The 22,880-nt window shown below is 66.6% G+C and carries 19 protein-coding genes and 1 tRNA gene; 8 read left to right on the forward strand and 12 right to left on the reverse strand.

The genetic code is table 11. The annotated features are described in order from the left end of the window. Window positions 1-34: 34 nt before the first annotated feature. Both ACUTAF_RS23955 and ACUTAF_RS23960 read right to left on the reverse strand, forming a co-directional pair. Window positions 35-997, reverse strand: a complete 963-nt coding sequence (locus tag ACUTAF_RS23955) for a diiron oxygenase (RefSeq protein WP_445582315.1) — start codon at window positions 995-997, stop codon at window positions 35-37. Window positions 998-1,039: 42 nt separating this feature from the next. Continuing rightward, window positions 1,040-2,371, reverse strand: coding sequence for an aspartate aminotransferase family protein (locus ACUTAF_RS23960; protein WP_445582316.1), 1,332 nt, complete (start codon window positions 2,369-2,371; stop codon window positions 1,040-1,042). 458 nt (window positions 2,372-2,829) lie between these two features. Between ACUTAF_RS23960 and ACUTAF_RS23965 the strand changes: the two genes are divergently transcribed. The 5 genes from ACUTAF_RS23965 (at window position 2,830) to ACUTAF_RS23985 (ending at window position 7,200) form a co-directional block, all read left to right on the forward strand. Continuing rightward, window positions 2,830-3,831, forward strand: a complete 1,002-nt coding sequence (locus ACUTAF_RS23965) for a DctP family TRAP transporter solute-binding subunit (protein ID WP_445582317.1) — start codon at window positions 2,830-2,832, stop codon at window positions 3,829-3,831. Window positions 3,832-3,882: 51 nt separating this feature from the next. Next, window positions 3,883-4,359, forward strand: coding sequence for a TRAP transporter small permease (locus ACUTAF_RS23970; protein WP_445582318.1), 477 nt, complete (start codon window positions 3,883-3,885; stop codon window positions 4,357-4,359). Then, the gene (locus ACUTAF_RS23975) at window positions 4,349-5,644 is read left to right on the forward strand and encodes a TRAP transporter large permease (protein WP_445582319.1); all 1,296 of its coding nucleotides are present in this window, start codon (window positions 4,349-4,351) and stop codon (window positions 5,642-5,644) included. The genes ACUTAF_RS23970 and ACUTAF_RS23975 overlap by 11 nt, the downstream gene beginning before the upstream one ends. Window positions 5,645-5,739: 95 nt before the next feature. Next, window positions 5,740-6,840, forward strand: a complete 1,101-nt coding sequence (locus ACUTAF_RS23980) for a GGDEF domain-containing protein (RefSeq protein ID WP_445582501.1) — start codon at window positions 5,740-5,742, stop codon at window positions 6,838-6,840. A 201-nt stretch (window positions 6,841-7,041) separates the two neighbouring features. Further along, window positions 7,042-7,200 (forward strand): YqaE/Pmp3 family membrane protein, encoded by a 159-nt coding sequence (locus tag ACUTAF_RS23985; protein WP_074679695.1) that lies wholly within the window; start codon window positions 7,042-7,044, stop codon window positions 7,198-7,200. A gap of 158 nt (window positions 7,201-7,358) precedes the next feature. Here the strand turns inward: ACUTAF_RS23985 and egtD are convergent, their stop codons facing one another. From egtD to rpsU, 7 genes are all read right to left on the reverse strand, one after another. Continuing rightward, entirely contained in the window at window positions 7,359-8,321 is a 963-nt protein-coding gene (egtD, locus tag ACUTAF_RS23990; RefSeq protein ID WP_445582320.1) for an L-histidine N(alpha)-methyltransferase, read from the reverse strand. Between the two features lie 2 nt (window positions 8,322-8,323). Continuing rightward, on the reverse strand, window positions 8,324-9,607 hold the full coding sequence (gene egtB, locus ACUTAF_RS23995; protein ID WP_445582321.1) for an ergothioneine biosynthesis protein EgtB: 1,284 nt from the start codon (window positions 9,605-9,607) through the stop codon (window positions 8,324-8,326). Between the two features lie 153 nt (window positions 9,608-9,760). Beyond that, window positions 9,761-9,837: transfer RNA gene (locus ACUTAF_RS24000), tRNA-Ile, on the reverse strand. A 16-nt stretch (window positions 9,838-9,853) separates the two neighbouring features. After that, complete coding sequence (locus ACUTAF_RS24005) at window positions 9,854-13,588, reverse strand: EAL domain-containing protein (protein WP_445582322.1); 3,735 nt, start codon at window positions 13,586-13,588, stop codon at window positions 9,854-9,856. 243 nt (window positions 13,589-13,831) lie between these two features. Then, entirely contained in the window at window positions 13,832-15,679 is a 1,848-nt protein-coding gene (rpoD, locus tag ACUTAF_RS24010) for an RNA polymerase sigma factor RpoD (RefSeq protein ID WP_445582323.1), read from the reverse strand. A gap of 67 nt (window positions 15,680-15,746) precedes the next feature. Next, window positions 15,747-17,738 carry a DNA primase gene (gene dnaG, locus ACUTAF_RS24015; protein ID WP_445582324.1) on the reverse strand — a complete coding sequence of 664 codons (1,992 nt, stop codon included), beginning with the start codon at window positions 17,736-17,738 and terminating at the stop codon, window positions 15,747-15,749. 147 nt (window positions 17,739-17,885) lie between these two features. After that, window positions 17,886-18,101, reverse strand: a complete 216-nt coding sequence (gene rpsU / locus ACUTAF_RS24020; RefSeq protein WP_003296736.1) for a 30S ribosomal protein S21 — start codon at window positions 18,099-18,101, stop codon at window positions 17,886-17,888. A gap of 201 nt (window positions 18,102-18,302) precedes the next feature. On the opposite strand from rpsU, the gene tsaD reads away from it, so the two are divergent. Next, window positions 18,303-19,331, forward strand: a complete 1,029-nt coding sequence (gene tsaD, locus ACUTAF_RS24025; protein WP_445582325.1) for a tRNA (adenosine(37)-N6)-threonylcarbamoyltransferase complex transferase subunit TsaD — start codon at window positions 18,303-18,305, stop codon at window positions 19,329-19,331. Window positions 19,332-19,397: 66 nt separating this feature from the next. Here tsaD and plsY read toward each other — a convergent pair whose 3' ends face one another. Beyond that, window positions 19,398-19,967, reverse strand: a complete 570-nt coding sequence (gene plsY / locus ACUTAF_RS24030) for a glycerol-3-phosphate 1-O-acyltransferase PlsY (protein ID WP_445582326.1) — start codon at window positions 19,965-19,967, stop codon at window positions 19,398-19,400. A gap of 75 nt (window positions 19,968-20,042) precedes the next feature. Between plsY and folB the strand changes: the two genes are divergently transcribed. Both folB and folK read left to right on the forward strand, forming a co-directional pair. Beyond that, window positions 20,043-20,399: a dihydroneopterin aldolase gene (gene folB, locus ACUTAF_RS24035; protein ID WP_445582327.1), complete on the forward strand. Its 357-nt coding sequence runs from the start codon at window positions 20,043-20,045 to the stop codon at window positions 20,397-20,399. Beyond that, window positions 20,390-20,926 (forward strand): 2-amino-4-hydroxy-6-hydroxymethyldihydropteridine diphosphokinase, encoded by a 537-nt coding sequence (folK, locus tag ACUTAF_RS24040; protein ID WP_445582328.1) that lies wholly within the window; start codon window positions 20,390-20,392, stop codon window positions 20,924-20,926. Before folB ends, folK begins: the two co-directional genes overlap by 10 nt. 92 nt (window positions 20,927-21,018) lie before the next feature. Here folK and ACUTAF_RS24045 read toward each other — a convergent pair whose 3' ends face one another. Both ACUTAF_RS24045 and ACUTAF_RS24050 read right to left on the reverse strand, forming a co-directional pair. Next, window positions 21,019-22,248 carry a multifunctional CCA addition/repair protein gene (locus ACUTAF_RS24045; RefSeq protein ID WP_445582329.1) on the reverse strand — a complete coding sequence of 410 codons (1,230 nt, stop codon included), beginning with the start codon at window positions 22,246-22,248 and terminating at the stop codon, window positions 21,019-21,021. A 97-nt stretch (window positions 22,249-22,345) separates the two neighbouring features. Then, a complete protein-coding gene (locus ACUTAF_RS24050; RefSeq protein ID WP_445582330.1) occupies window positions 22,346-22,858 on the reverse strand; it encodes a DUF4136 domain-containing protein in 513 nt (170 codons plus the stop codon). Window positions 22,859-22,880: the final 22 nt, after the last annotated feature.

Raw genomic sequence — 22,880 nt, forward strand, 5'->3', positions numbered from 1 at the left:
TGTCGAATCTTGTAGGGGACTTGTCGTCGTTCGACTAGAGGGAGATGCCGTGCTCGGCGAAGGCCGCCCGGGTCGGCTGGTGGTCGAGTACGCCGGTGCGCTGCAGCAGCTTCACCAGATTGGCCTTGGTGGTGCTGATATAGCCGTCGAGCCGGGCCATGAACTCGTCCTGGGTCTGTGCGAGGATGGTGTTCACCTCGTCCTCGTCGAAACCGCAGGCGCGCAGGATGCGCTGGTCGACCGAGCGATCGGCGTCGCCGGCGAGGTAGTCGTCCAGATAGGCGGGCAGCATGCGCCCGATGACCACTCGGGTTTCTTCCGGCAGGCGCTTCCAGTGGGCGCCCATCAGCTTGGCGAAATAGCTGGCGTGCCGGCCCTCGTCGGAAACGTGGTCGGTCATCACCTTGGTGAAGGACTGCGAGGCGCCCTTTTCGCGGCCGATGCTGATCAGGTCCTTGGTCAGGGTGTGCTCGGCCAGGGTCACCGAGATCAGCTGGAAGTCGTTGTGCATCTGCTGCGGCAGCTGCTCGAAGGCGCGCCGGACGGCGTCCAGGTTGCCGTTGCTCTGCGGCACCTCGAGCGGCTCGATGCCGGTCATGGCCTTCATCTGGATGATGTAATCCAGCGCGACGTGAGCGTGGTAGCCCTCGTCGATGACCACGGTCAGGGCATCGAGCTTTTCTTCCTCGCTGGCCCCGGCGATGACGTTGTTGATCAGGTTCAGGCTGCAGTCGATGACGAAACGGGTTTCCAGCAGGCCGATCTCGTACATGTACTGGTAGGCCGACTGGGCCAGGACAAAGGCCATGCCGTCATGACCGAGGGCCTGGACCTTGGGGTGTTCGCTGAGCAGTTGGCGGGACTGGGGGTAGGTGAACTCACCCTTGGCGGTCTCCGGCACCAGGATGCGCGGGCTGTTGCGCACCGTGGCGGACGCGTACCACTTGTTGACCGACTCGAAGAACGGGCTGTTTTTGAACTCGACTGCAGCATTCATGTGTATTCCTCCTTGATAGAACAGTGATGGTCGGTCGTGGGGCTAGAACGGCAACAGAACCGGAAAGGCCTGGCGGTGGGCAGCCAGGGCTTCGCTGGCCGCTTCGCCGAGTGCGCTGGCGAAGCTGCGCAGGTCGTCGTCGCTGTGGGCAGCGCCAAGGAAGATCGGCTCCTCCAGCGACGGCGCCATGAGGAAGCCCTTGTCCAGCATCAGCTGGTGCACCTTGGTGTAGATCTCGTAGTGCTGGGTCTTCACGTCCTTGTACGACTTCATCGCGCGCTGGCTGTCGCGGAACGCCACGCCGCCGAGGGCGCCATAGCGGGTGAACAGGAAGGGGATGTTGTGGGCGTTGAAGGCCTTGTTCAGGCTCGACTCGAGCAGTTGTCCCTTGCGCTCGAGCTCCTCGTAGAAGCCGGCTTGCGCCATTACGTCGAGGGCGGCGTTGGCGGCGGCCATGGTCAGCGGATTGGCGGCGAAGGTTCCCGACTGGAACACCGTATTGCCGATCGCCACGTGCTGCATGAAGCGGGCCTTGCCGGCGTAGGCGCCGATGGGGGCGCCGCCGCCGATGATCTTGCCGAAGGTGACCAGGTCGGGATCGATATCCATCAGGTTGCAGATGCCGCCGAAGGTGAAGCGGAATCCGGTGACCACCTCATCGAAGATGAACAGCGAGCCGAACTGATCGCACAGGCGGCGGATCTCGGCCATGAAGCCCGGCTGCGGGCGGACGAAACCCATGTTGGTGGCGTAGGGCTCGACTATGACCGCGGCGATGGCGTCGCCATGTTCGGCGAACAGGTTGCTGAGCTGGGCCTGGTCGTTGTACTGGCAGAGCAGCACCTCGCGGTTGAGGTTTTCCGGAATGCCCTGGGTCACGCCCTTGGTCTTGATGCCCGAGGTGGTCGGGCTGGCCAGGAGGACGTCGGAGTGGCCGTGATAGGAGCCGACGAACTTGACCAGCAGGTTGCGGCCGGTATGGGCGCGGGCGATGCGGGTGGCGGTCATCACCGCTTCGGTGCCGCTGCAGACGAAGCGGATCTGCTCGATCGCCGGCGTGCTTTCGACGATGCGTTGCGCCAGACGGTGTTCCAACGGCGAGGTGAGCCCGAGCACGGTGCCTCGGGCGGCCTGTTGGCGGATCGCCTCGACCACCGCCGGGTGGGCATGGCCCAGCAGCTGGGCGCCGAACGCATTGAGGAAATCGGTGTAGACGTTGCCGTCGACGTCGGTGAGCGTCGCGCCGTTGCCCGAGGCCGCGCAGATCGGGTTGCCACCGACCTGGCGAAAGGCTCGCATCGGTGAGCTGACACCGTCGGGAATGGTCGGCAGGGCGAGATCGAACAGGTGTGCGGAGGTTTTGGTGGAGCGCATGCTGGTGGTCATCCCTGTGATGCAAATGTGGCCGGTGATCCCTGGTACTACCTTCTCCAAGGCGTTGTGCGGAGCGAGATTAAATGTATCCGTGTTGCAAACACATTAACAATTAATGGCGATCAGGCTGCAGGGCAATTGGCGCGCTGCTGAACTGTGATGCCTTTCGCTTATTGCCGGGCGAGGCCCTGTTTGGCTGGCGCACCCCTCGGTGAGGATGCGGCCTTCGGCCAATGGCATTCGCCGCGCGCTTCTGGAATAGTTAGGCGGCTAAGCGTAACCCGCTGGCGCCTGCCGATTGCCCACAAGGCCTGCCCGGCAGCCGAGACACCTGCCGTGTCCCTCCTCGCGCACCGACCGGGCGCGCCAGGCGAGTCATCCGCTCGCCGCTGGATCCGCACCGCCTTGCCGGTGTCACGACGACAACGACCAAGATCCATACAAGGACGACGCCCCCGATGAAACTCAAGCGACTCTTCTCCGCACTCGCCACCGGCGCCGCGCTGGCCGCCCTGTGCGCCACCGCGCAGGCGCGCGAATACTCCGTCTCCACCGTGCTGTCGGACGCCTTCCCCTGGGGCCAGGCCGCGCAGAAGTGGGCCGACCTGGTCAACGAACGCTCCGCGGGGCGCATCACCCTGCGCGTCTACCCCAACGCGCAGCTGGTGGCGGGCGATCAGACCAAGGAGTTCTCCGCCATGCGCTCCGGGCTGATCGACATGGCCGTCGGCTCGACCATCAACTGGTCGCCGCAGGTGCCGGAGCTCAATCTGTTCTCCCTGCCGTTTCTGATGCAGAGCGACGCCGACCTCGACGCCATCACTCAGGGCGAGGCCGGCAAGCTGGCCTTCGCCGCCATCGAGCAGCGCGGCATCGTACCGCTGGCCTGGGGCGAGAACGGCTTCCGCCAGCTGTCCAATTCGGCCAAGCCGGTGCGCAGCCCGGCGGACCTGGCCGGCCTGAAGATCCGCGTGGTCGGCTCGCCGCTGTTCCAGGACACCTTCAACGCCCTCGGCGCCAACCCCACGCAGATGAGCTGGGCCGACGCCAAGCCGGCGCTGACTACCGGCGCGGTGGACGGCCAGGAGAACCCGCTGTCGGTGTTCGATGTGGCGCGCATCGACCAGGTCGGGCAGAAGTACCTGACCCTGTGGGACTACATGGCCGACCCGCTGATCTTCGCGGTCAACCAGCGCGTGTGGAAATCCCTGCCCGAAGCCGATCGCGAGCTGCTCAGCCAGGCCGCCATCGACGCCGGCAAGTGGGAGATCGAGCTGTCGCGCAGCGCCCAGGCCCAGCGCCTGGCCGATATCCGCGAGCGCGGCGTGGAGGTGATCGAACTGAGCGAGGCCGAGCGTGCCGCCTTCGCCGCAGCCACCGCCGGCGTGCAAGAGAAGTGGGCGCCGCGCATCGGCGAGGCGCTGATGGATGCCGCGCGCCAGGCCGTGGCCCAGCCCTGATCCCTACCGTATGACCAGGGGCGAGACCGCCTCTGGTTGCTTGAGGTTCTTATGAGCAAGCCAGTCGACGCGCCGCTGGAGCGCGTGCTCGCCACCCTAGCCCTGGTGATCATCAGCCTGATCAGCCTGGCCAATGTGGTGGTGCGTTATTTCACCGATGCATCCTTCGCCTTCACCGAGGAAATCTCGGTGTTCCTGCTGGTCATCCTCACCTTCGCCGGCGCCTCGGTGGCCATGCGCAGCAACCGGCATATCCGTATCGGCCTGCTCGAGCGCCTGTTCCCGCGCCTGCGCACGCCGCTGATCCTGCTGCAGTGGCTGGCCGGCGTGCTGGTGCTGGCTCTGGTGTGCTGGTACGGCGGCCAGTTCGCCTGGGAGGAATACCAGTGGGACTCGGAGTCTCCCGGCCTCGGCCTGCCCAACTGGTGGTACGTGGTCTGGCTGCCGCTCCTGGCGCTGCTGCTGTTGGTGCGCCTGACTCAGATGACCCTCGATCGCCTGCGCGGGAGGCTCGGCGATGAGCCCTGATCTCTGGCTGATCCTCAGTTTCGCCGTGCTGCTGGCGCTCGGCGTGCCGGTGGCCTTCGCCCTCGGCCTGTCCGGCGCCATCGGCATCATCGCCGGGCTGTCGCCGGACATGCTCGCCACCCTCGGCACCAACACCTACAACGGCGTGGCCAAGTATCCGCTGATCGCCATTCCGCTGTTTATCCTCACCGGCCTGGTGTTCGAGAAGGCCGGGGTGGCGCTGCGCCTGGTGCGTTTCGCCCAGGCGCTGATCGGCCCGCGCCACGGCGGCCTGGCCCTGGTCGCGGTGCTGGTGTGCCTGATCATGGGCGGCATGAGCGGCTCCGGCCCGGCCGATGCGGCGGCGGTGGCCATGGTGATGCTGCCGAGCATGACCAAGGCCGGCTATCCCAAGCCGTTCTCGGCGACGCTGATCGCCGCGTCCGCCTCCACCGCGATCCTGATTCCGCCGTCCATCGCGCTGATCCTCTACTCCATCGTGGTGCCGGGCGTGGACCTGCGCGCGCTGTTCGCCGCCGGCCTGTTCCCCGGCATCCTCGCTGGCCTGGTGCTGTTGCTGCCGGCCTGGCTGCTGTCGCGGCGCTACGGCTGGGAAGCGCCGGAGGAGGGCGAGCGGCCGCCGCTGGGCGAGAGCTTCAAGCAGGCGCTGCCAGCGCTGTTCGCCCCGGTGCTGATCCTCGGCGGCCTGCGCAGCGGCCTGTTCACCCCCACCGAAGCGGCGGTGGCCGGGGTGGCCTACGGCGTGCTGGTCGGCCTGCTGCTCACCCGCGAGCTGAACTGGCGCAGCCTGTGGAAGCTCTGCGGCGAGGCGGCGGTGATCTCCGGCGTGGTCATGCTGATCATCGCCCTGGCCGGCATCTTCGCCTGGGCCGGCACCATGCTCGGCACCTTCCGCCACCTGGCCGAATGGCTCATCTCGCTGTCGGACAACGGCTGGGTGCTGCTGGCGCTGGTGATGCTCGCCGTACTGCTGGCCGGCATGCTGCTCGATGCCATCTCCATCTACCTGATCCTGATGCCGATCCTCATCCCGGTGATGCAGCACTTCGGCTGGAACCCGGTGTGGTTCGGCATCCTGCTGGCGATGAACATCGCCATCGGCCAGTTCACCCCGCCGGTGGCGATCAACCTGATGGTCACCGCCGAGGTGGCCAAGATCCGTCTGGAGCAGACCGTCGGCTGGGCGGCGCTGTTCGTCGTGGTGATGTCCAGCGCCCTGCTGCTGGTGGCGATCTTCCCGGAAATCGCCCTGTGGCTGCCGCGCGTGCTCGGCTACGCGGTGTAGCGCCGGCCAGCCCGCGGCGTTTGCCGGCTATAGTGAGGGTACGGTGCGCGGCGGGGGGCTGCGCACCACCGAGGGCGGCGGTGCTGGGCGGACTGATGGTCGATGGCAAACGAGACGACGACAAGGGCCTGACGACGGAGCACTGCGCGGGCCTGCGCGAAGCCGGCAAGCGTGCGCTGATGCGCACCATCCTGCTCGCCACCGGCCTGACCCTGGGCGGCTTCGCCGTGCTGCAGACGCTGGCCGGCAACTACCCCTTCGCCATCCTCGAACTGCTCTGCACCGCGCTGCTGCTGTACGGCGGCTGGAGCATCGGGCAGGCGCGCCAGCTGGACCTGTGGGTCTACCTCTACCTGATCCCCACCTTCGCCTTCATCCTCTACATCATCGTCATGCCGGACGCCTCGGCGGCGGCCTTCGTCTGGGTCTACATGATCCCGCTGCTGGCCTACCTGCTGCTGGGCAAGCGGCGCGGCTTCGTGCTGAGCGCGCCCTTCATGCTGGCGGCGCTGCTGCTGTACTTCGAAGATAACCACCTGCAGCTGGACGCCGCCGGGCTGATCGACCTGGGCAACGCCACGCTCTGCGGCGTGCTGATCCTGGTCTTCGTGCACATCTACGATGGCCTGCGCATGCAGGCCTACGAAGAGCTGGAGCGCCTGGCGCAGACCGACTCGCTGACCGGCGTGGCCAGCCGCGGCAGCTTCCAGCACGCCCTGCAGCGCAGCATCCAGGAGGCCGAACGCAATAACGGGCAGCTGGTGCTGGTGCTGCTCGACATCGACCACTTCAAGCAGGTCAACGACCGCTGGGGCCACGAGGCCGGCGACCAGGCCCTGCAGCACATCTGCCAGATGCTCCAGCAGCGCCTGCGCGTCACCGACCTGCTCGGCCGCCTGGGCGGCGAGGAGTTCGGCCTGCTGCTGCGCCACACCGATTGCGCCGGCGCCGAGCCGCTGGTGGAAAAGCTGCGTCAGCAGATCGCCGGGCAACCGCTGCAGTACAACGGCCAGCCGATAGCGTTGTCCGCCACCTTCGGCCTGGCCGCCTGGCCCAGGGACGGCCGCAGCGCCGCCGAACTCTACCGCAGCGCCGACCGCCGCCTGTATAGCGGCAAGGCGCGGGGGCGCAATCAACTGGTCAGCAGGGATGTTCCGGGGGAATTGTTGCTGGATAAGTTCGATGTGCGCTTGTGATCGATCGGCAGCGGAGCAACAGGAACCAGCGTGTAGCTGAGCAGCGGGCCCGGTACCGATACGAGGTTCGGCGGCCATGGCTTCCTGATCGAGCCCTTGCCCGAAGGAGCTTGGCGACGGGGCTGGCGACCCGGGCTGAACTGTACGGCGCTGCAGTGGGTCTGTGTCAGTACGACCTCATGGAGTGCAAAGGAGCACCGCATGGACCTTGTCCGTATCCTCATCGCCATCCTGCTGCCGCCGTTGGGCGTGTTTCTCCAGGTGGGTTTCGGCGGCGCGTTCTGGCTGAACATCCTGCTCACCCTGCTCGGCTACATCCCCGGCATAGTGCATGCGGTGTACATCATCGCCAAACGCTGAAGCCAGTCCCCGAGCGCATTCGCCTACCAATGCCGAACGCGCTTGCTCCCCTCTCCCGCTTGCGGGAGAGGGGCGGGGGGAGAGGGCAGAAGATCGCGCAGCAATTTGCTGATCCCACCCCTGGCTACGGCTCGCCATTTCTCCCTGGTGAAGCCCCTTCACTCCCGCCGCAGAAAATGCACGCTGAACAGCTGCGCCGGGTCGCGCCACATGGCGAGGGAGGCGAAGCCGCATTCACCGGCCAACTCACGAAAGCCGCTCGGCCTGTACTTGTAGGAGTTTTCCGTGTGCAGGGTTTCGCCGGCGGCGAAGTCGAATACGCGGTCCTCGATCCTCACCTGCTGCGCCTGCCGGCTGAGCAGATGCATCTCGATACGCGACTCGTCTTCGTTGTAGAGCGCCCTGTGCTGGAAGCGGCGCGGGTCGATGTCGCTGTCCAGCTCGCTGCGGATGCGCTCGAGCAGGTTGAGGTTGAACAGCGCGGTGACCCCGGCCGCATCGTTGTAGGCGCGCTCCAGCACCTGGCGATCCTTGACCAGATCCACGCCGATCAGCAAACCACTGCCTGCCGGCAGCGCCCGATGCAGATTGCGCAGGAAGGCGCGGGCCTGGTCCGGATCGAAATTGCCGATGCTGGAACCAGGGAAGAAAGCCAGCGGGCGCTGGCCCAGCGCCTCGGCGGGCAATTTCAGCGGCTGGCTGAAATCGGCGCACAGGGCATGCACGTCGAGCCAGCGGTAGTCGGCTGCCAGGCGACGGGTGCTGGCTTGCAGGAACTCGCGGGAAATATCGATGCCCAGGTAACGCGCCGGACGCAGCGCTTCGAGCAGCAGGCGGATCTTGCGGCTGGCGCCGCTGCCCAGCTCCACCAGGCTGGCGTTGCGCCCGGCCAGCTCGGCGATATCCTGCGCGGCCAGGCGCAGGATGGTTTCCTCGGTGCGGGTCGGGTAGTACTCCGGCTGCTGGCAGATCAGCTCGAACAGTTGCGAACCGCGGTGATCGTAGAAGAACTTCGGCGGCATCGCCTTCGGCCGGGCCGCGAAGCCGCGCAGGGCTTCTTCGCGTAGCGCCTCCTGTTCCGGGCTCAGGGACCGTTCGTGGGTACGGATTGCCAATGCCATGCTCAGACCTCCTTGGCCAGGCGCAGGCCGGAGAACTGCCAGCGCATCGTGGGGTAGAAGAAGTTGCGATAGGTGGGGCGCACGTGGTCTCCAGGCGTGGCGCAGCTGCCGCCGCGCAACACCATCTGCCCGGACATGAACTTGCCGTTGTACTCACCCAGGCTGCCGCCCAGCGGACGAAAGCCGGGGTAGGGCCGGTAGGCGCTGGCGGTCCATTCCCAGACATCGCCGTAGAGTTGCTGCAGGCCTTCGCCCGCGCCCGCCGCCACCGGCTGCAGGTGATCGTTCTCGACGAAGTTGCCGCGAAGCGGCTCGTCCTGCGCGGCCACTTCCCACTCCTCCTCGCGCGGCAGACGCGCCTGCGCCCAGGTGGCGAAGGCCTCGGCCTCGAAATAGCTCAAGTGACAAACCGGCGCGGCCAGATCCAGCTCGCGCGCGCCGCCCAGGGTCAGCTCCAGCCAGTCGTCGCCCTCGCGCAGCCAGTACAGCGGCGCCTGCCAGCCGGCGCGCTGGACATGGTCCCAGCCGTCCGCCAGCCACAGCGCGGTGCTGCGATATCCGCCAGCGCGGATGAACTCCAGGTACTCGCCATTGCTTATCGGCCGGCTGGCGAGCTGGAAGGCCTCGACGAATACGCGGTGGCGCGGCCGCTCGCAGTCGAAGGCGAAGCCCTCGCCGGTATGGCCGACATGGCGCAGCCCGGCGGGAAAGCGAATCCACTGCGGCTCGCCTGCCGCTGCGCCACCGGGCTTGAGGTCATGACGGTAAACCGGTCGCAACGGGTTCTGTGCCAGGATGTGCTTGATATCCATCAGCAGCAGCTCCTGATGCTGCTGCTCGTGCTCCAGCCCCAGCTCGACCCGCTGCAGCACCTCGTCGGCAAGGTCGCTGCCCAGCCGGTTGAGCAACCGCGCCATGGCCAGATCGACGTGGCTGCGGTAGGCGTACACCTCGCTCACCGTCGGCCGCGACAACAACCCACGCCGCGCCCGCTCGAAGGGCGTGCCGTGGGTCTTGTAGTAGGAATTGAACAGATGGTCGTAGCGCTCATCCAGCGGGCGATAGCCGCGCAGGAAGGGCTGCAGCACGAAGGCCTCGAAGAACCAGGTGACATGCGCCAGATGCCACTTCGGCGGGCTGACGTCCGGCATGCTCTGGATCACGTAGTCCTCACGCTCCAGCGGCTCGCAGAGCCGTTGCGTGGCGGCACGCACCCGCTGATAACGCTGCCATAGCTGTTCGAGTTGCAGGTGTGAAACGTCGATCCTGCTGGCGCGGTTCGGCATATCGCGCATCCTTTGCCGGCGTCGCGAAGCGCGACGGTTCTTTAAGCCGACTGGGTAAGAAGGGCAAAGGTTCAAGGAAAATGAGGTGCTGCGGGGGCGCAGCTAGTGTTGTGGCCAGAAACACAAAAGCCGCGCAATGCGCGGCTTTGAAGGTGGTGGGCCCACACGGACTCGAACCGTGGACCAAAGGATTATGAGTCCTCTGCTCTAACCAACTGAGCTATAGGCCCCCAGAAGGCCGGCGGATTATACCGGCGCGTTCTCGCCAGCGCCAACCGCTTGACCGGGTGAGAGAAACTTGCGGGTGAAGGCGTCGGCGGGGAGGGGGCGGCTGATCACGTAGCCCTGGATCTGCAGGCAGCCCTCGGCGGCCAGGCAGAGCTCCTGGGCCTTGGTTTCCACTCCTTCGGCGATCACCGTCAGTTGCATGCTGTGGCCCAGGGCGATGATGGCGCGGGTGATCGCCAGGTCGTGGGGGTCGTCCGGCAGCCCGCGGACGAACGACTGGTCGATCTTCAGCACGTCCAGCGGCAGGCGCTTGAGGTAGCTGAGCGAGGAGTAGCCGGTGCCGAAGTCGTCGATGGCCAGTTGCAGGCCGAGCCCCTTGAGGCGGTGCAGGACTTCGAGGGCTTCTTCGGTCTGGTTCATGATGAAGTTTTCGGTGATCTCCAGTTGCAACAGCTGCGGCGCCAGGCCGTGCTGCTGCAGCAACTCGTCGATGCGTTCGAGCAGGTTCGGCTGATGCAGCTGGGCGCCGGCCAGGTTGACCGACAGCGGACCGAAGCCGCCATGATGCTCCTGCCAGTGCTGCAGTTGGCGGCAGGCTTGTTCCAGGACCCAGTCGCCCAGCGGCAGGATCAGGCCGCTTTCCTCGGCCACCGGGATGAAGCGACACGGGGGGATCTCGCCGAACACCGGGTGCGGCCAGCGCACCAGGGCTTCGGCGCCGATCAGGCGCTGGCTGCGCAGGCAGAACTTCGGCTGGTAGTGCAGGCACAGCTCTTCGCGCTCCAGGGCGCGGCGCAGTTCCTGTTCCATGGCCATGCGCTCGTTGACCTGGAAGGTCAGCGAGCGAGTGTAGAACTCGCTGCGGTTGCGGCCCTTGGCCTTGGCCTGGTACATCGCGGTGTCGGCGTTCTTCACCAGGGTGGCGACGTCGGTGCCGTCCTTGGGGTAGAGGCTGATGCCGATGCTGGCGCTGATGAAGAACTCGTGGGATTCGAGATGGAAGGGGGCGGCGAAGCAGGCCAGTAGTTTCTGTGCGACCTGCTCGGCGTCCTGCGCCTGCTGCAGGCCGGGCAGCAGGATGATGAACTCGTCGCCACCGAGGCGGGCGACGGTATCGATCTCGCGCAACTGCAGGGTCAGGCGTTCGGCGATGGCCTTGAGCAGCTGGTCGCCGATCGGATGGCCGAGGCTGTCGTTGATCTGCTTGAAGCGGTCGAGGTCGAGAAACAGCACGGCGCCAAGCTGGTCGTCGGAGCGTGAGCCTTCCAGGGTGCTGCGCAGGCGGTTCTCGAACAGCAGGCGGTTGGGCAGGCCGGTCAGCGGGTCGTGGTGGGCCTGGTGGTCGAGCCGGGCCTGCGCGTGCTTGAGGCTGGAGATGTCGGCGAACACGCCGACGAAGTGGGTGATCAGGTTGTCGGCATTGCGAACCGCGCTGATGGTCAACCAGCTGGGGTAGAGGTCGCCGCTCTTGCGCCGGTTCCAGATCTCGCCCTGCCAGTGACCCTGGCCCGCCAGGCTGTGCCAGAGCGCGGCGTAGAAGGCGCTGTCGTGCTGGCCGGAGGCGAGCAGACTGGGACGCTGACCGAGGGCTTCGGCTTCGCTGTAGCCGGTGATCTGGGTGAAGGCACGGTTGACCGCGGTGATGTGCTGTTCGAGGTCAGTGATCATCACGCCTTCGGCGGTGCTCTCGAACACGGTAGCGGCCTGGTGCAGGCGCTCCTGCATATGCTCGCGCTCGGTGATGTCGCGGGCGATGGTCAGCAGGCAGTCCTCGCCACCGATCGGCAGCGGCTGGGCGGAGAGTTCGCACAGGCGTAGTTGCCCGTCCTTGGTGCGCACCGGCGCGATCATCTCGCGGACCACGCCATGCTGGCGGACGCCGTCGATCAGGCGCTTGCGGTCGGCCGGGTTGGCCCAGACACCCAGGCTGAGCGTGCTCTGGGCCTCGATCTCGTCGAGGCGGTAGCCGGTGATGCGGCTGAAGCCTTCGTTGGCTTCCACCAGCAGACCGTCGTGCAGGCGGGTGATCAGCAGGCCGTCGGGCGAGGCGTGGAAGGCCTTGGCGAACTTCTCCTCGGACGTCTGCAGTTGCTGCTGGGTCGCCTTCAACTGGCTGATGTCGCGCACCACCACCACCAGTGCGGGGATGTCGGAGAGCTGGAAGGCTTCCGCCGAGATCAGTCCGGTGAACAGGCTGCCGTCGGCGCGGCGAAAGGGCATCTCCAGGTTGCGTAGGCTCTCGTCCTGCAGGCGTAGCAGCAGGTTTGGGCCGATGCCGGGCACGCCCCAGATATCCAGTTCGGTGGCGGTCTTGCCGATGGCCTGCTCGAGGGGGATGCCGGTCTGCTCGGTGAAGGCGGCGTTGACCTCCAGCAGTACGCCGTCGGCGCGGCGGGCGATGACCAGGATGTCCGGGCATTGCTGGAACACCGAGGCGAACTTCTGCTCCGACAGGCGCAGCGCCTGTTCGGTCTGCTTGGTTTCGCTGATGTCGACCATCAAGCCGCGCATCACCTGGTGTTCGCCGCGTTGCAGCAGGTTGACGATGTCGCGTATCCAGACGCTGCGTCCGTCAGCCGCCTGCAGGCGGTACTCGAGCACATGGTCCTGCCCGGCGCCGCAGCGCTCCAGGCGCTGGCGCAGTGTGGTCGGGAGATCGTCCGGGTGCAGGTGCTGCTGCCAGAAGCCGGCCTGCAGCCAGTCCTGTTGCCGATAGCCGAGCAGCTTTTCGGCATGTGGCGAGACGTAGCTGAAGCGCAGGTCGCCCGGCTCGGCCTCCCAGGTGATGGCCGAGAGGCTTTCCACCATGTCGCGAAAGTGCTGTTCGCGGTTGCGCAGCTCCTGTTCCAGGGCGATGCGACTCTGCATCTCGCTGTGCAGGCGGTGGTTGATGCGCAGGATCACCGCGATCACCAGCAGCAGGCCGAGCAGCGCCGGCAGGCCATAGAGCAGGGCCTCGCGCCAGATGCGGCGCTTGTCCAGCACATCGCCGACCCAGGGCGCCTGCAGCGCGGCGATCTCGCGGGGGCTGAGTTCGGCGAAGAGCTTGTCGAGAATGCCGATGAGGACGGTCTGGTCGCGCGGTGCGGCCATGGCCAACTGATAGCGATAGGGGGTCTCGCCGCTGATCAGCAGGCCTTCGAGCTTGAGCTGGCGCAGGCTCCAGACGCTGGAAGCGAGGTCGCCGACCAGGGCGTCGGCCTGCCCGGTGGCCAGCGCCTGCAACGCTGCCGCGACGCTGGGCAAGGGCAGCAGGTCGAGGCCGGGATGCAACTGACGCAGCAGCTCGTGTGGCGCATAGTCGGCCACTACCGCGACTCTAAGGCCGAGGAGATGGTCCACGCGCCTGGGTTGCGGGCCGCCGTCGCGGGCCAGGATGACGATGGGAAAGTCCAGGTAGGGGCGGGTGAAGGCGAGATACTTCTGCCGTTCGGGCGTGGACATGATGCCGGGCAGCAGGTGGATCTGGCCGGCGCGCGCCTGTGCCAACACCTCGCTCCAGCTGCTCGGCTCGACCGGTTGCATGCGCACGCCCAGGCGGCTTTCGATCAGCCTGACATAGTCGGCGGCCAGGCCCTGGTAGTTGCCCTGTGCGTCGCGGAACTCGAACGGCGGCCAGGACGCGTCGATGCCCAGGCGCAGCTCGGGGTGAGTGGCCAGCCAGTTGCGCTCCTCCTCATTGAGCGGTAGAGCCGAGGCCGGGGTCGTCCAGTACGCCAGGCACAACAACAGAATGGCCGGCAAGCGTGGCATAACGGCCTCGTTTCGGAACCAGTATCTGCCAAAGTGTAGCCCGGCCTTGGGCCGAGGTGGCAGTTTGATTGCAGAGGTCGGGGGCCGGGAAGGTAGGGCTCTGGTCTGGCGGCTCCCGGTTGAGAAGCGCTTGTCAGGACGGCGGCGCGCTTCGTGCCGGGACGGCGGCTGGCGGGCAGGTCGCTTCGGTCCGCAGCAGGGCCCTGAAAGCAAAACCCCCGGCCTGGGCCGGGGGTTCTGGTGTTACTCGTCGAGGAAGGAGCGCAGGTGCTCGCTGCGCGTCGGGTGGCGCAGCTTGCGCAGCGCCTTGGCCTCGATCTGACGGATACGCTCACGGGTGACATCGAACTGCTTGCCCACTTCCTCGAGGGTGTGGTCGGTGTTCATGTCGATACCGAAGCGCATGCGCAGGACCTTGGCTTCACGGGCGGTGAGACCGGCCAGCACTTCGCGAGTGGCTTCCTTGAGGCTTTCGACCGTGGCTACGTCGATCGGGGATTGCATGGTGCTGTCCTCGATGAAGTCGCCCAGGTGCGAGTCTTCGTCGTCGCCGATCGGGGTTTCCATGGAGATCGGCTCTTTGGCGATCTTCAGCACCTTGCGGATCTTGTCCTCGGGCATTTCCATGCGCTCGCCCAGCTCTTCCGGAGTGGGTTCGCGGCCCATTTCCTGAAGCATCTGGCGGGAGATGCGGTTGAGCTTGTTGATCGTCTCGATCATGTGCACCGGAATACGGATGGTGCGCGCCTGGTCGGCGATCGAGCGGGTGATCGCCTGGCGAATCCACCATGTGGCGTAGGTCGAGAACTTGTAGCCGCGACGGTATTCGAACTTGTCCACCGCCTTCATCAGGCCGATGTTGCCTTCCTGGATCAGGTCGAGGAACTGCAGGCCGCGGTTGGTGTACTTCTTGGCGATGGAGATGACCAGGCGCAGGTTGGCCTCGACCATTTCCTTCTTGGCGCGACGGGCCTTGGCCTCGCCGATGGACATGCGCCGGTTGATGTCCTTGATCTCGGCCAGATTCAGGCTGCACTCGGCTTCCAGATCGGCGAGCTTCTGCTGGCAGCGCTGGATGTCGGCCTGCAGGTTGCCCAGGGCTTCGGCGTACTTGGCCTTGCCCTTGGCCAGGTCGGCGGCCCAGTTCATGTCGATTTCGTTGCCCGGGAACAGGCGCAGGAAGTCGGCACGCGGCATGCGCGCATCGCGTACGCACAGCTGCATGATGGCGCGCTCCTGGGCGCGCAGGCGATCGAGAGCGTCGCGCACCTGGCTGACCAGGGCGTCGTACTGCTTGGGCACCAGCTTGATCGGCATGAACAGCTCGGCCAGTGCGGCCAGCTCTTCGGTGGCCTGCTTGCTGCCACGGCCATGCTTCTTCAGTGCCTTCTGCACCTTGTCCTGCTGCTCGGCCACGGCGGTGAAGCGGCGTGCCGCTTCTTCCGGGTCCGGGCCGCCGTCGCCTTCTTCTTCCTCGTCGTCGCCGCTTTCGTCTTCCTCGTCGTCGTCGCTCTCTTCGGCGGCGGCGCCGTCCTTGACGGGCACGGGGGCGGCGGCTTCGTCGGGCACGCTGCCGTCGTCCGGGTCGATATAGCCGCTGAGGATCTCGGCCAGGCGGCCGCCCTCGGTGGTGACGCGGTTGTATTCGGCGAGGATGCCGTCGACCGTGCCGGGGAAGTGGGCGATGGCGCTCATCACCTCGCGGATGCCTTCCTCGATGCGTTTGGCGATTTCGATTTCGCCTTCGCGGGTCAGCAGCTCCACGGTGCCCATTTCGCGCATGTACATGCGCACCGGATCGGTGGTACGGCCGATATCGGTCTCAACGGCGGCGAGGGCGGCGGCAGCTTCTTCGGCCGCGGCTTCGTCGGTGTCGGCTTCGGCCAACAACAGGGCGTCCGCATCCGGAGCACTCTCGAATACGTTGATCCCCATGTCGTTGATCATGCGGATGATGTCTTCCACCTGTTCCGGATCGGAAATATCTTCCGGCAGGTGGTCATTGACCTCCGCGTACGTCAGGTAGCCCTGCTCGCGACCGCGGCTGATCAATTCTTTCAAACGAGATTGCTGTTGCGCTTTTACGGACATAACACCCTATCCACTGAAGGTCTTGGCGGGCTGAAAACAAGCCGCGGATTATACCTGAATAAGACCCTTACGCGCCAGTTGGGGAGGGGAACACTGGTGGCGCGTTACGGCTTAGCAGGGTGCGCAGCTGATCTTTCTCCTCTGCGCTCAACTCACTTAGGCGGGCCTTGCGCAGCAGCTGTTCGAGGCTGCGCTCACGCTGGCGGGCTGCAAGTGTAGTTATAGTGTCGAAAAACTGTTGTTCAAGGTTGTCCGCCGAAATCAACCATTCCTTTTCCGCCAGGGCCCGTAGTAGACGGCCCTGCTCGGTGCCGTGCCAGCGTGCGATCAGTTGCAGCGAGCGCAGCCCGGGGTTCTTCTGCAGGGCGCCGACCAGGGCCACCAGCAACTGGGCGTAGGTGTCGTCTTCGTCGGCGAAGTGGCTGACGTCCTCGACCTTCTGCGCCAGCTGCGGGTGGTGCAGCAGGGTGCGCAGGGCACTCAGATGAGGCGATTCGACGCTGACCGCGGTGCGCGGCGCGCGCGGAGCGAAGTCGCCCTTGCCCTTCTTGCTCCACTTGCTGCCTTCCTTCTTCCAGTTGCCCTTGCCGCCGCCATGGCTGCGCTCATGGTGCTGCTGTTGCGGCGGTGCGGGCTGCTCGTAGCCGCCGAGGTCCGGCATGGCGTCGTAATAGGCGCTGTCGGGAATGTCGCCGTAATCCGGGTAGTCGCCGCCGGGTGCCTGGCTGGTCGTAGCCGGCCCATGGCTACGCGGGCTGCTGGCCACCTGGCTGAGGGCTTCGCCGGAAAGCCCGGTGATCTCGCTCAGGCGCTGGCGCATCAGGGTGCGCAGATTGTTGCCGGGAATCTTGTCGATCAGCGGTGCGGCCAGGGTGACCAGGTGCGCCTTGCCCTCCAGCGAGCGTGGGTCGGCCTCTTCGGACAGCTGCTGGAAGAAGTAGTCGGCCAGTGGCTGCGCATGCTGATTGATGCGCGCGCGGAAGGCGTCGGTGCCCTCGGCGCGCACCAGGGTGTCCGGGTCTTCGCCTTCGGGCAGAAACAGAAAGCGCGCGCGGCGGCCGTCCTGCAGGCTCGGCAGGGTCGACTCCAGGGCGCGCCAGGCGGCGTTGCGCCCGGCGGCGTCGCCGTCGAAGCAGAACAGTACGCTGGGTACGATGCGGAACAGGCGCTTGAGGTGCTCCTCGCTGGTGGCGGTGCCCAGGGTCGCCACGGCATTGCGCAGGCCCTGCTGGGCCAGGGCGATGACGTCCATATAGCCCTCGACCACCATGATCTCGTCGAGATCGCGGTTGTGCTTGCGCGCCTCGAACAGGCCGTATAGCTCCTGGCCCTTGTGGAACACCGGGGTTTCCGGCGAGTTGAGGTACTTGGGCTTATCGTCGCCCAGCACCCGGCCGCCGAAGGCGATCACCCGGCCGCGGCTGTCGCGAATGGGGAACATGATGCGGTCGCGGAAGCGGTCGTAACGCCGGCCGTTCTCGGCATTCTCGATCAGCAGGCCGGCATCGATCATCGCCTTCTGCTGCAGGGCGTCGCTGCCCAGATGCTTGAGTAGATTGTCCCAGCCGGGCGGGGCGAAGCCGAGGCCGAAGTCGCGGGCGATCTCGCCGGTCAGGCCGCGGCCCTTGAGATAGTCCACGGCATATTTGCGCTGCGGGTGGCTCTTCAGTGCCTGGCGATAATGTTCGGCGGCGGCATTGAGCAGGGGGTAGAGCGGCGAATCCACCGGCTGGCGCGGTGTGCGTCCGCGACCGCTTTCCTCGCGCGGCACGTCCATGCCGGCGCGCTTGGCCAGTTCCTCGATCGCCTGGGGGAACTCCAGCTGATCGTGGTCCATGACGAAGCCGAGGGCGTTGCCGCCGGCGCCGCAGCCGAAGCAGTAGTAGAACTGCTTGTCCGGGCTGACGGTGAAGGAGGGGGTCTTTTCCTTGTGGAAGGGGCAGCAGGCGCTGTAGTTCTTGCCGGTCTTCTTCAGCTGGATGCGCGAACTCACCACATCGACGATGTCGGTGCGGTTGAGCAGGTCATCGATGAAGGATTGCGGGATCAGGCCGGCCATAGGTGCTCAGCATACTGTCGTGGCGCAGGGCTGGACAGTCTCGGGCAGAAAGCAGAAAACTCCGCTCATTCGCCGAACGGCGAGGCGGAGTTTCCTGAAAATGCAATGCCCGGCCTGGGCCGGGCATTCGGGCGTTGCGTGTACCGATTAGTACAGGCGGACGCTGCGACGCTGCTCGCGCTGCACTTTCTTGGCGTGACGCTTGACAGCGGCAGCAGCCTTGCGCTTACGCTCGGAGGTCGGCTTCTCGTAGAATTCGCGGCTGCGAACTTCGGCCAGAACACCGGCCTTTTCGCAGGAGCGCTTGAAACGACGCAGGGCTACGTCGAAGGGTTCGTTCTCTTTAACTTTGACGGCTGGCATCCAGGTCGTACCTTCATTAATTACCGGGGTGAACGCGCTCCCGGCAAATGGCTCGGGTTGCGTCGGTTTTTAAGGGTTGCGGATGTTACCGCCTCGACGCGAGGAATGCAAAGCCCTTAGGTCGAAAAGCAGTAGCCGCCCCGCCGGGCGGCGCTTATCATGCGCGCCTTTGTTCCCCGCGGCAAACCAAGGCTTAGCTCCATGCTCGTACTGGGATTGGAAACTTCCTGCGATGAAACCGGCGTAGCGCTCTATGACAGCGAGCGTGGCCTGCTGGCCGATGCCCTGTTCAGCCAGATCGACCTGCACCGCGTATACGGCGGCGTGGTGCCCGAACTGGCCTCGCGCGACCACGTCAAGCGCATGCTGCCGCTGATCCGCCAGGTGCTGGACGAGGCCGGGCGCGAACCGGCCGATATCGATGCGCTGGCCTATACCGCCGGCCCCGGGCTGGTCGGCGCGCTGCTGGTCGGCGCCTCCTGCGCCCAGGCCCTGGCTTTCGCCTGGGGCGTGCCGGCGGTCGGCGTGCACCATATGGAAGGCCACCTGCTGGCACCGATGCTCGAAGAGCAGCCGCCGGCCTTTCCCTTCGTCGCCCTGCTAGTGTCCGGCGGCCACACCCAGCTGGTGCGGGTCGATGGCATCGGCCAGTACCAGTTGCTCGGCGAGTCGCTGGACGACGCTGCCGGCGAGGCCTTCGACAAGACCGCCAAGCTGATGGGGCTGAATTACCCCGGCGGCCCGGAGATCGCCCGGCTGGCCGAGCTGGGCACGCCGGGGCGTTTCGTCTTCCCGCGGCCGATGACCGACCGTCCCGGCCTGGATTTCAGTTTCAGCGGGCTGAAGACCTTCGCCCTCAATACCTGGCAGCAGTGCCGCGACGGCGATGGCGACCTCGACCAAGCCCGCTGCGACATCGCCCTGGCCTTCCAGCAGGCGGTGGTCGAGACTCTGACTATCAAGTGCAAGCGCGCGCTGAAGCAGACCGGACTGAACAGCCTGGTGATCGCCGGCGGGGTGAGTGCCAACAAGGCTCTGCGCGAGTATCTGGAACGCATGTTGGGCGAGCTCAAGGGCAAGGTGTTCTACGCCCGGCCGCGTTTTTGCACCGACAACGGCGCGATGATCGCCTACGCCGGTTGCCAGCGTCTGTTGGCCGGGCAGCACGAGGACCTGGCGATCAAGGTGCAGGCGCGTTGGCCGATGGAGTCGTTGCCGGCGCTGCAGTGAGCTGTGTGCGCCCTGTAGGAGCGGATTTATCCACGAAGTTCGCGGCCGAAGCGGCTCCTGCAGGCGTTAGAAGCGGCGCTCGCGGCCGGCGAACAGGTCGCGCAGGTTGCCGCGGTGGCGCCAGACGATCAGCCCGGTCAGCACGCAGACCGGCAGCAGCGCCGCCGGCTGTTGCCAGGCCAGCAGCGGCAGGGTCAGCGGCGTGGCGATCAGCGCGGCGAGCGAGCTGGTGCGGGTCAGGGCGAACACCAGCAGCCAGGCGCAGATCGCCAGTAGCGCCGCTGGAGGATAGAGGCCGAGCAACATGCCGGCGGCAGTGGCCACGCCCTTGCCGCCGCGGAAGCGGAAGTACAGTGGGAACAGGTGGCCGATCACCGCGGCCAGGCCGATCCAGGCCTGCTGCTGCAGCTCGAGACCGAGCAGCTTGGCGATCAGGATCGGCAGCAGGCCCTTGAGCAGGTCGCCGAGCAGGGTCAGCCCGGCGAGCTTCTTGCCGGCCACGCGCAGCATGTTGGTGGCGCCGGGGTTGCCCGAGCCGCTGGCGCGCGGGTCCGGGCCGCCCGCCAGGCGGCTGAGCAGGATGGCGAAGGACAGCGAGCCGAGCAGGTAGGCGAGGATCGCCAGGAGCCAGAACATGATGGCCATTCCAGGGCATGGGGTGGCCCGATTCTAACGAGGCGCGACGCCCTTGTCGTGGCGCGGGGAGTGCAGGTGGACAGAGTATTTATCGAGGGGCTGGAGGTCGACACGGTGATCGGCGCCTACGATTGGGAGCGCGAGATTCGCCAGTGCCTGCGCCTCGACCTGCAGATGGGCTGGGACAACCGTCCGGCCGCGGCCGGCGACGACCTCGCCCAGGCGCTCGACTACGCTAGCGTCGCCGCGCGTATCCAGGCCTTTGCCGAGGAGTCGCGGTTCATCCTGGTGGAAACCTTCGCCGAGCGCCTGGTGCAGACGCTGATGGACGAGTTCCGTATCCCCGGGGTGCGGCTGAAGCTGACCAAGCCGGGCGCGGTGCCGGCGGCGCGTGGCGGGGTCGGCGTGGAGATCGAGCGCGGATGCCTGTGACGCGGGTCTACCTCGGCCTCGGCAGCAATGTTCAGCGCGAGGCGCATCTCACCGCTGGGCTCGATGCCCTGGCCGCTCTGCTTTCGAACATGCGTTGCTCGCCGGTGTTCGAGAGCCACGCCGTGGGCATCAAGAGCGGCAACTTCTTCAACCTGGTGGTGACCGGAGAGACCGAGCTGCCGTTGCTGGAGCTGGATCGCCGGCTCAAGTTCATCGAGGCCGACAACGGTCGCTACGCGCCGGAGCGCAAGGGCCTGCCGCTGGATATCGACGTGCTGCTGTACGGCGAGCAGGTCGGCAACTTCAACGGGCTGGTGCTGCCGCGCGCGGAGATCCTCAAGAACGCCTTCGTGCTCTGGCCGCTGGCGCTGCTGGCGCCGCAGCTAAGCCACCCGGTCGACGGGCGCCCGTTCGCCGAACTATGGCAGGCGGCGCGGATCGATCAGCAACTGTGGCCGGCCGCCTTCCAGTGGCGCGGCGTCGAGCTGACGCCCGCAGAGTTAATGCAGGCCAATCCCGCCCTGTAGGAGCCAGCTTGCTGGCGATGCTTTTGATCCGCTGATCGCCAGCAAGCTGGCTCCTGCCCGATCGGGGCAACACCGCTTGCCTGGGAACGGCCTTACAGGGCCTGCTGTTCTTTGTAGGCCTTGAGCGCCCGCAGTCGTTCGCGAGCCAGCGCCTCGCCCAGTTCCGCACCCTTGAAGCCCTTTTCCAGCAGCGGCTTGACCGCCACCTGGCGAGCCGCCTCGGCGGCGCCGAGCAGGTAGGCGGCCTGCGGGTACTCGCGTTGCTCCAGTCCCTGGCGGCCGCGGGCATCCATCTCGCAGGCGGCGACGAACTCGGTGAAGCGCTGCGGGCGGCGGAACACGTCGAAGCGCTGTAGCAGTTCCAGCAGGGTCGAGGGCTTGAGTTCCAGGGCGCGGTGGCCGTGGGTGTGGAACTCGCCCACCAGCAGCGCCAGCTCGGCGCAGTCGCGCGGCGCCTTGCAGCGTTGGTTGATGGCCTGGATCAGGCGCAGGCCCTTGTCCTCATGGGCGATATGCCGCGGCCACTCGGATTCGGGCGTGAGGCCCTTGCCGACGTCGTGCAGCAGGCAGGCCCAGCGCACCGTCAGCGGCTGCTCGTGTTCGGCGCACTGGCGCAGCACGCTCAGCACATGCACGCCGGTGTCGATCTCCGGGTGATGAGCGGCCGGCTGCGGCACGCCGAACAGCGCGTCGACCTCCGGCAGCAGGGCCGCCAGGGCGCCGCAGTCGCGCAGCACCTGGACGAACACGTCCGGGCGCGGCTCCATCAATGCTCGGGAGATTTCCTTCCAGCTGCGCTCCGCGGTGAGGTGGGCCAGTTCGCCGGACTCGGCCAGTTGGCGCATCAGTGCCTGGGTTTCCGCCGCCACGCTGAAGCCCAGCGGCGCATAGCGGGCAGCGAAGCGGGCGACGCGCAGCACCCGCAGCGGGTCTTCGGCGAAGGCCGGCGAAACGTGGCGCAGCACGCACGCCTGCAGGTCGCGCTGGCCGCCATAGGGGTCGATCAGCCTGCCCTGGTCGTCTTCGGCCATGGCGTTGACGGTCAGGTCGCGGCGGATCAGGTCCTGCTCCAGGGTGACCTCGGGGCTGGCGTGGAACACGAAGCCGCCGTAGCCGCGCCCGCTCTTGCGCTCGGTGCGGGCCAGGGCGTATTCCTCCCCCGTCTGCGGATGGAGGAAGACCGGGAAGTCGGCGCCCACCGGGCGATAGCCCAGTTCGAGCATCTGTTCGGCGCTGGCGCCCACCACCACCCAGTCCACTTCGCTGACGGGGCGGCCGAGCAGGCGATCGCGCACCGCGCCGCCGACTTTGTAGATCTGCATCGTTGTTCCTCCGCTGAGTGCGGAGGATAGCGGCTGGCCGGTGGCGAGGGGTAGCCCGGATGCAATCCGGGAGCGGCGTGCCCGGCCTGCATCCGGGCTACGGCGTGGCTTCAGGTATCTGCTCGGTCAGCGCCTGGGTCGCGCGCTCCAGCAGCTCGGCGCTGTCGCGCGCCGGGCTCAGGCCGGTGCTGACCACGCCCTCCCAGAGCAGCCCGTCGTCCAGATCGGTGAGGCGCAGGCGCAGCGTGCCGGTTTCGTCGCGCAGGCGATGGATCGCCTGGTAGGGGCCAAGGGCATTGGGGGGCGGGACGTCGACTTTGAAGGTCAGCGGGCCGTCCTGCACTGCCAGCCAGTAATAGACGCGCAGCTGCGGCTGCTGGCTCTCGTGGTAGCCGCGCGCCACCAGTCCCTGGCGCAGCAATTGCGGCAACTGGCGGTAACGCTCGGCAAACGGTGGCTCGCCCTGCAGGCTGTGCCGCGGCTCGATCAGCACAAAGCCGTGGCGCCCGACCAGCGAGGTGTCGGCGGAGCCCAGGACCTGCACCCGGGGCGGATGTCTGGCGCAGGCGGCCAGCGCCAGGCACAGCAGCAGGATCAGAAATACACGCATGCATGGCGCCTCGCGGAATCTG

It is taken from the genome of Pseudomonas sp. SP16.1, from assembly GCF_052682975.1.

Excerpts from the sequence above, each read along its gene's own strand:
- ACUTAF_RS24005 (WP_445582322.1), bottom strand. The coding sequence starts at position 13,588 with ATGCCACGCTTGCCGGCCATTCTGTTGTTGTGCCTGGCGTACTGGACG.
- ACUTAF_RS23965 (WP_445582317.1), top strand. The coding sequence starts at position 2,830 with ATGAAACTCAAGCGACTCTTCTCCGCACTCGCCACCGGCGCCGCGCTG.
- ACUTAF_RS23970 (WP_445582318.1), top strand. The coding sequence starts at position 3,883 with ATGAGCAAGCCAGTCGACGCGCCGCTGGAGCGCGTGCTCGCCACCCTA.
- rpoD (WP_445582323.1), bottom strand. The coding sequence starts at position 15,679 with ATGTCCGTAAAAGCGCAACAGCAATCTCGTTTGAAAGAATTGATCAGC.
- ACUTAF_RS24050 (WP_445582330.1), bottom strand. The coding sequence starts at position 22,858 with ATGCGTGTATTTCTGATCCTGCTGCTGTGCCTGGCGCTGGCCGCCTGC.
- dnaG (WP_445582324.1), bottom strand. The coding sequence starts at position 17,738 with ATGGCCGGCCTGATCCCGCAATCCTTCATCGATGACCTGCTCAACCGC.
- plsY (WP_445582326.1), bottom strand. The coding sequence starts at position 19,967 with ATGTTCTGGCTCCTGGCGATCCTCGCCTACCTGCTCGGCTCGCTGTCC.
- ACUTAF_RS23980 (WP_445582501.1), top strand. The coding sequence starts at position 5,740 with ATGGTCGATGGCAAACGAGACGACGACAAGGGCCTGACGACGGAGCAC.
- ACUTAF_RS24045 (WP_445582329.1), bottom strand. The coding sequence starts at position 22,248 with ATGCAGATCTACAAAGTCGGCGGCGCGGTGCGCGATCGCCTGCTCGGC.
- rpsU (WP_003296736.1), bottom strand. The coding sequence starts at position 18,101 with ATGCCAGCCGTCAAAGTTAAAGAGAACGAACCCTTCGACGTAGCCCTG.
- tsaD (WP_445582325.1), top strand. The coding sequence starts at position 18,303 with ATGCTCGTACTGGGATTGGAAACTTCCTGCGATGAAACCGGCGTAGCG.
- ACUTAF_RS23975 (WP_445582319.1), top strand. The coding sequence starts at position 4,349 with ATGAGCCCTGATCTCTGGCTGATCCTCAGTTTCGCCGTGCTGCTGGCG.
- ACUTAF_RS23955 (WP_445582315.1), bottom strand. The coding sequence starts at position 997 with ATGAATGCTGCAGTCGAGTTCAAAAACAGCCCGTTCTTCGAGTCGGTC.
- egtB (WP_445582321.1), bottom strand. The coding sequence starts at position 9,607 with ATGCCGAACCGCGCCAGCAGGATCGACGTTTCACACCTGCAACTCGAA.
- egtD (WP_445582320.1), bottom strand. The coding sequence starts at position 8,321 with ATGGCATTGGCAATCCGTACCCACGAACGGTCCCTGAGCCCGGAACAG.
- folK (WP_445582328.1), top strand. The coding sequence starts at position 20,390 with ATGCCTGTGACGCGGGTCTACCTCGGCCTCGGCAGCAATGTTCAGCGC.
- ACUTAF_RS23985 (WP_074679695.1), top strand. The coding sequence starts at position 7,042 with ATGGACCTTGTCCGTATCCTCATCGCCATCCTGCTGCCGCCGTTGGGC.
- ACUTAF_RS23960 (WP_445582316.1), bottom strand. The coding sequence starts at position 2,371 with ATGCGCTCCACCAAAACCTCCGCACACCTGTTCGATCTCGCCCTGCCG.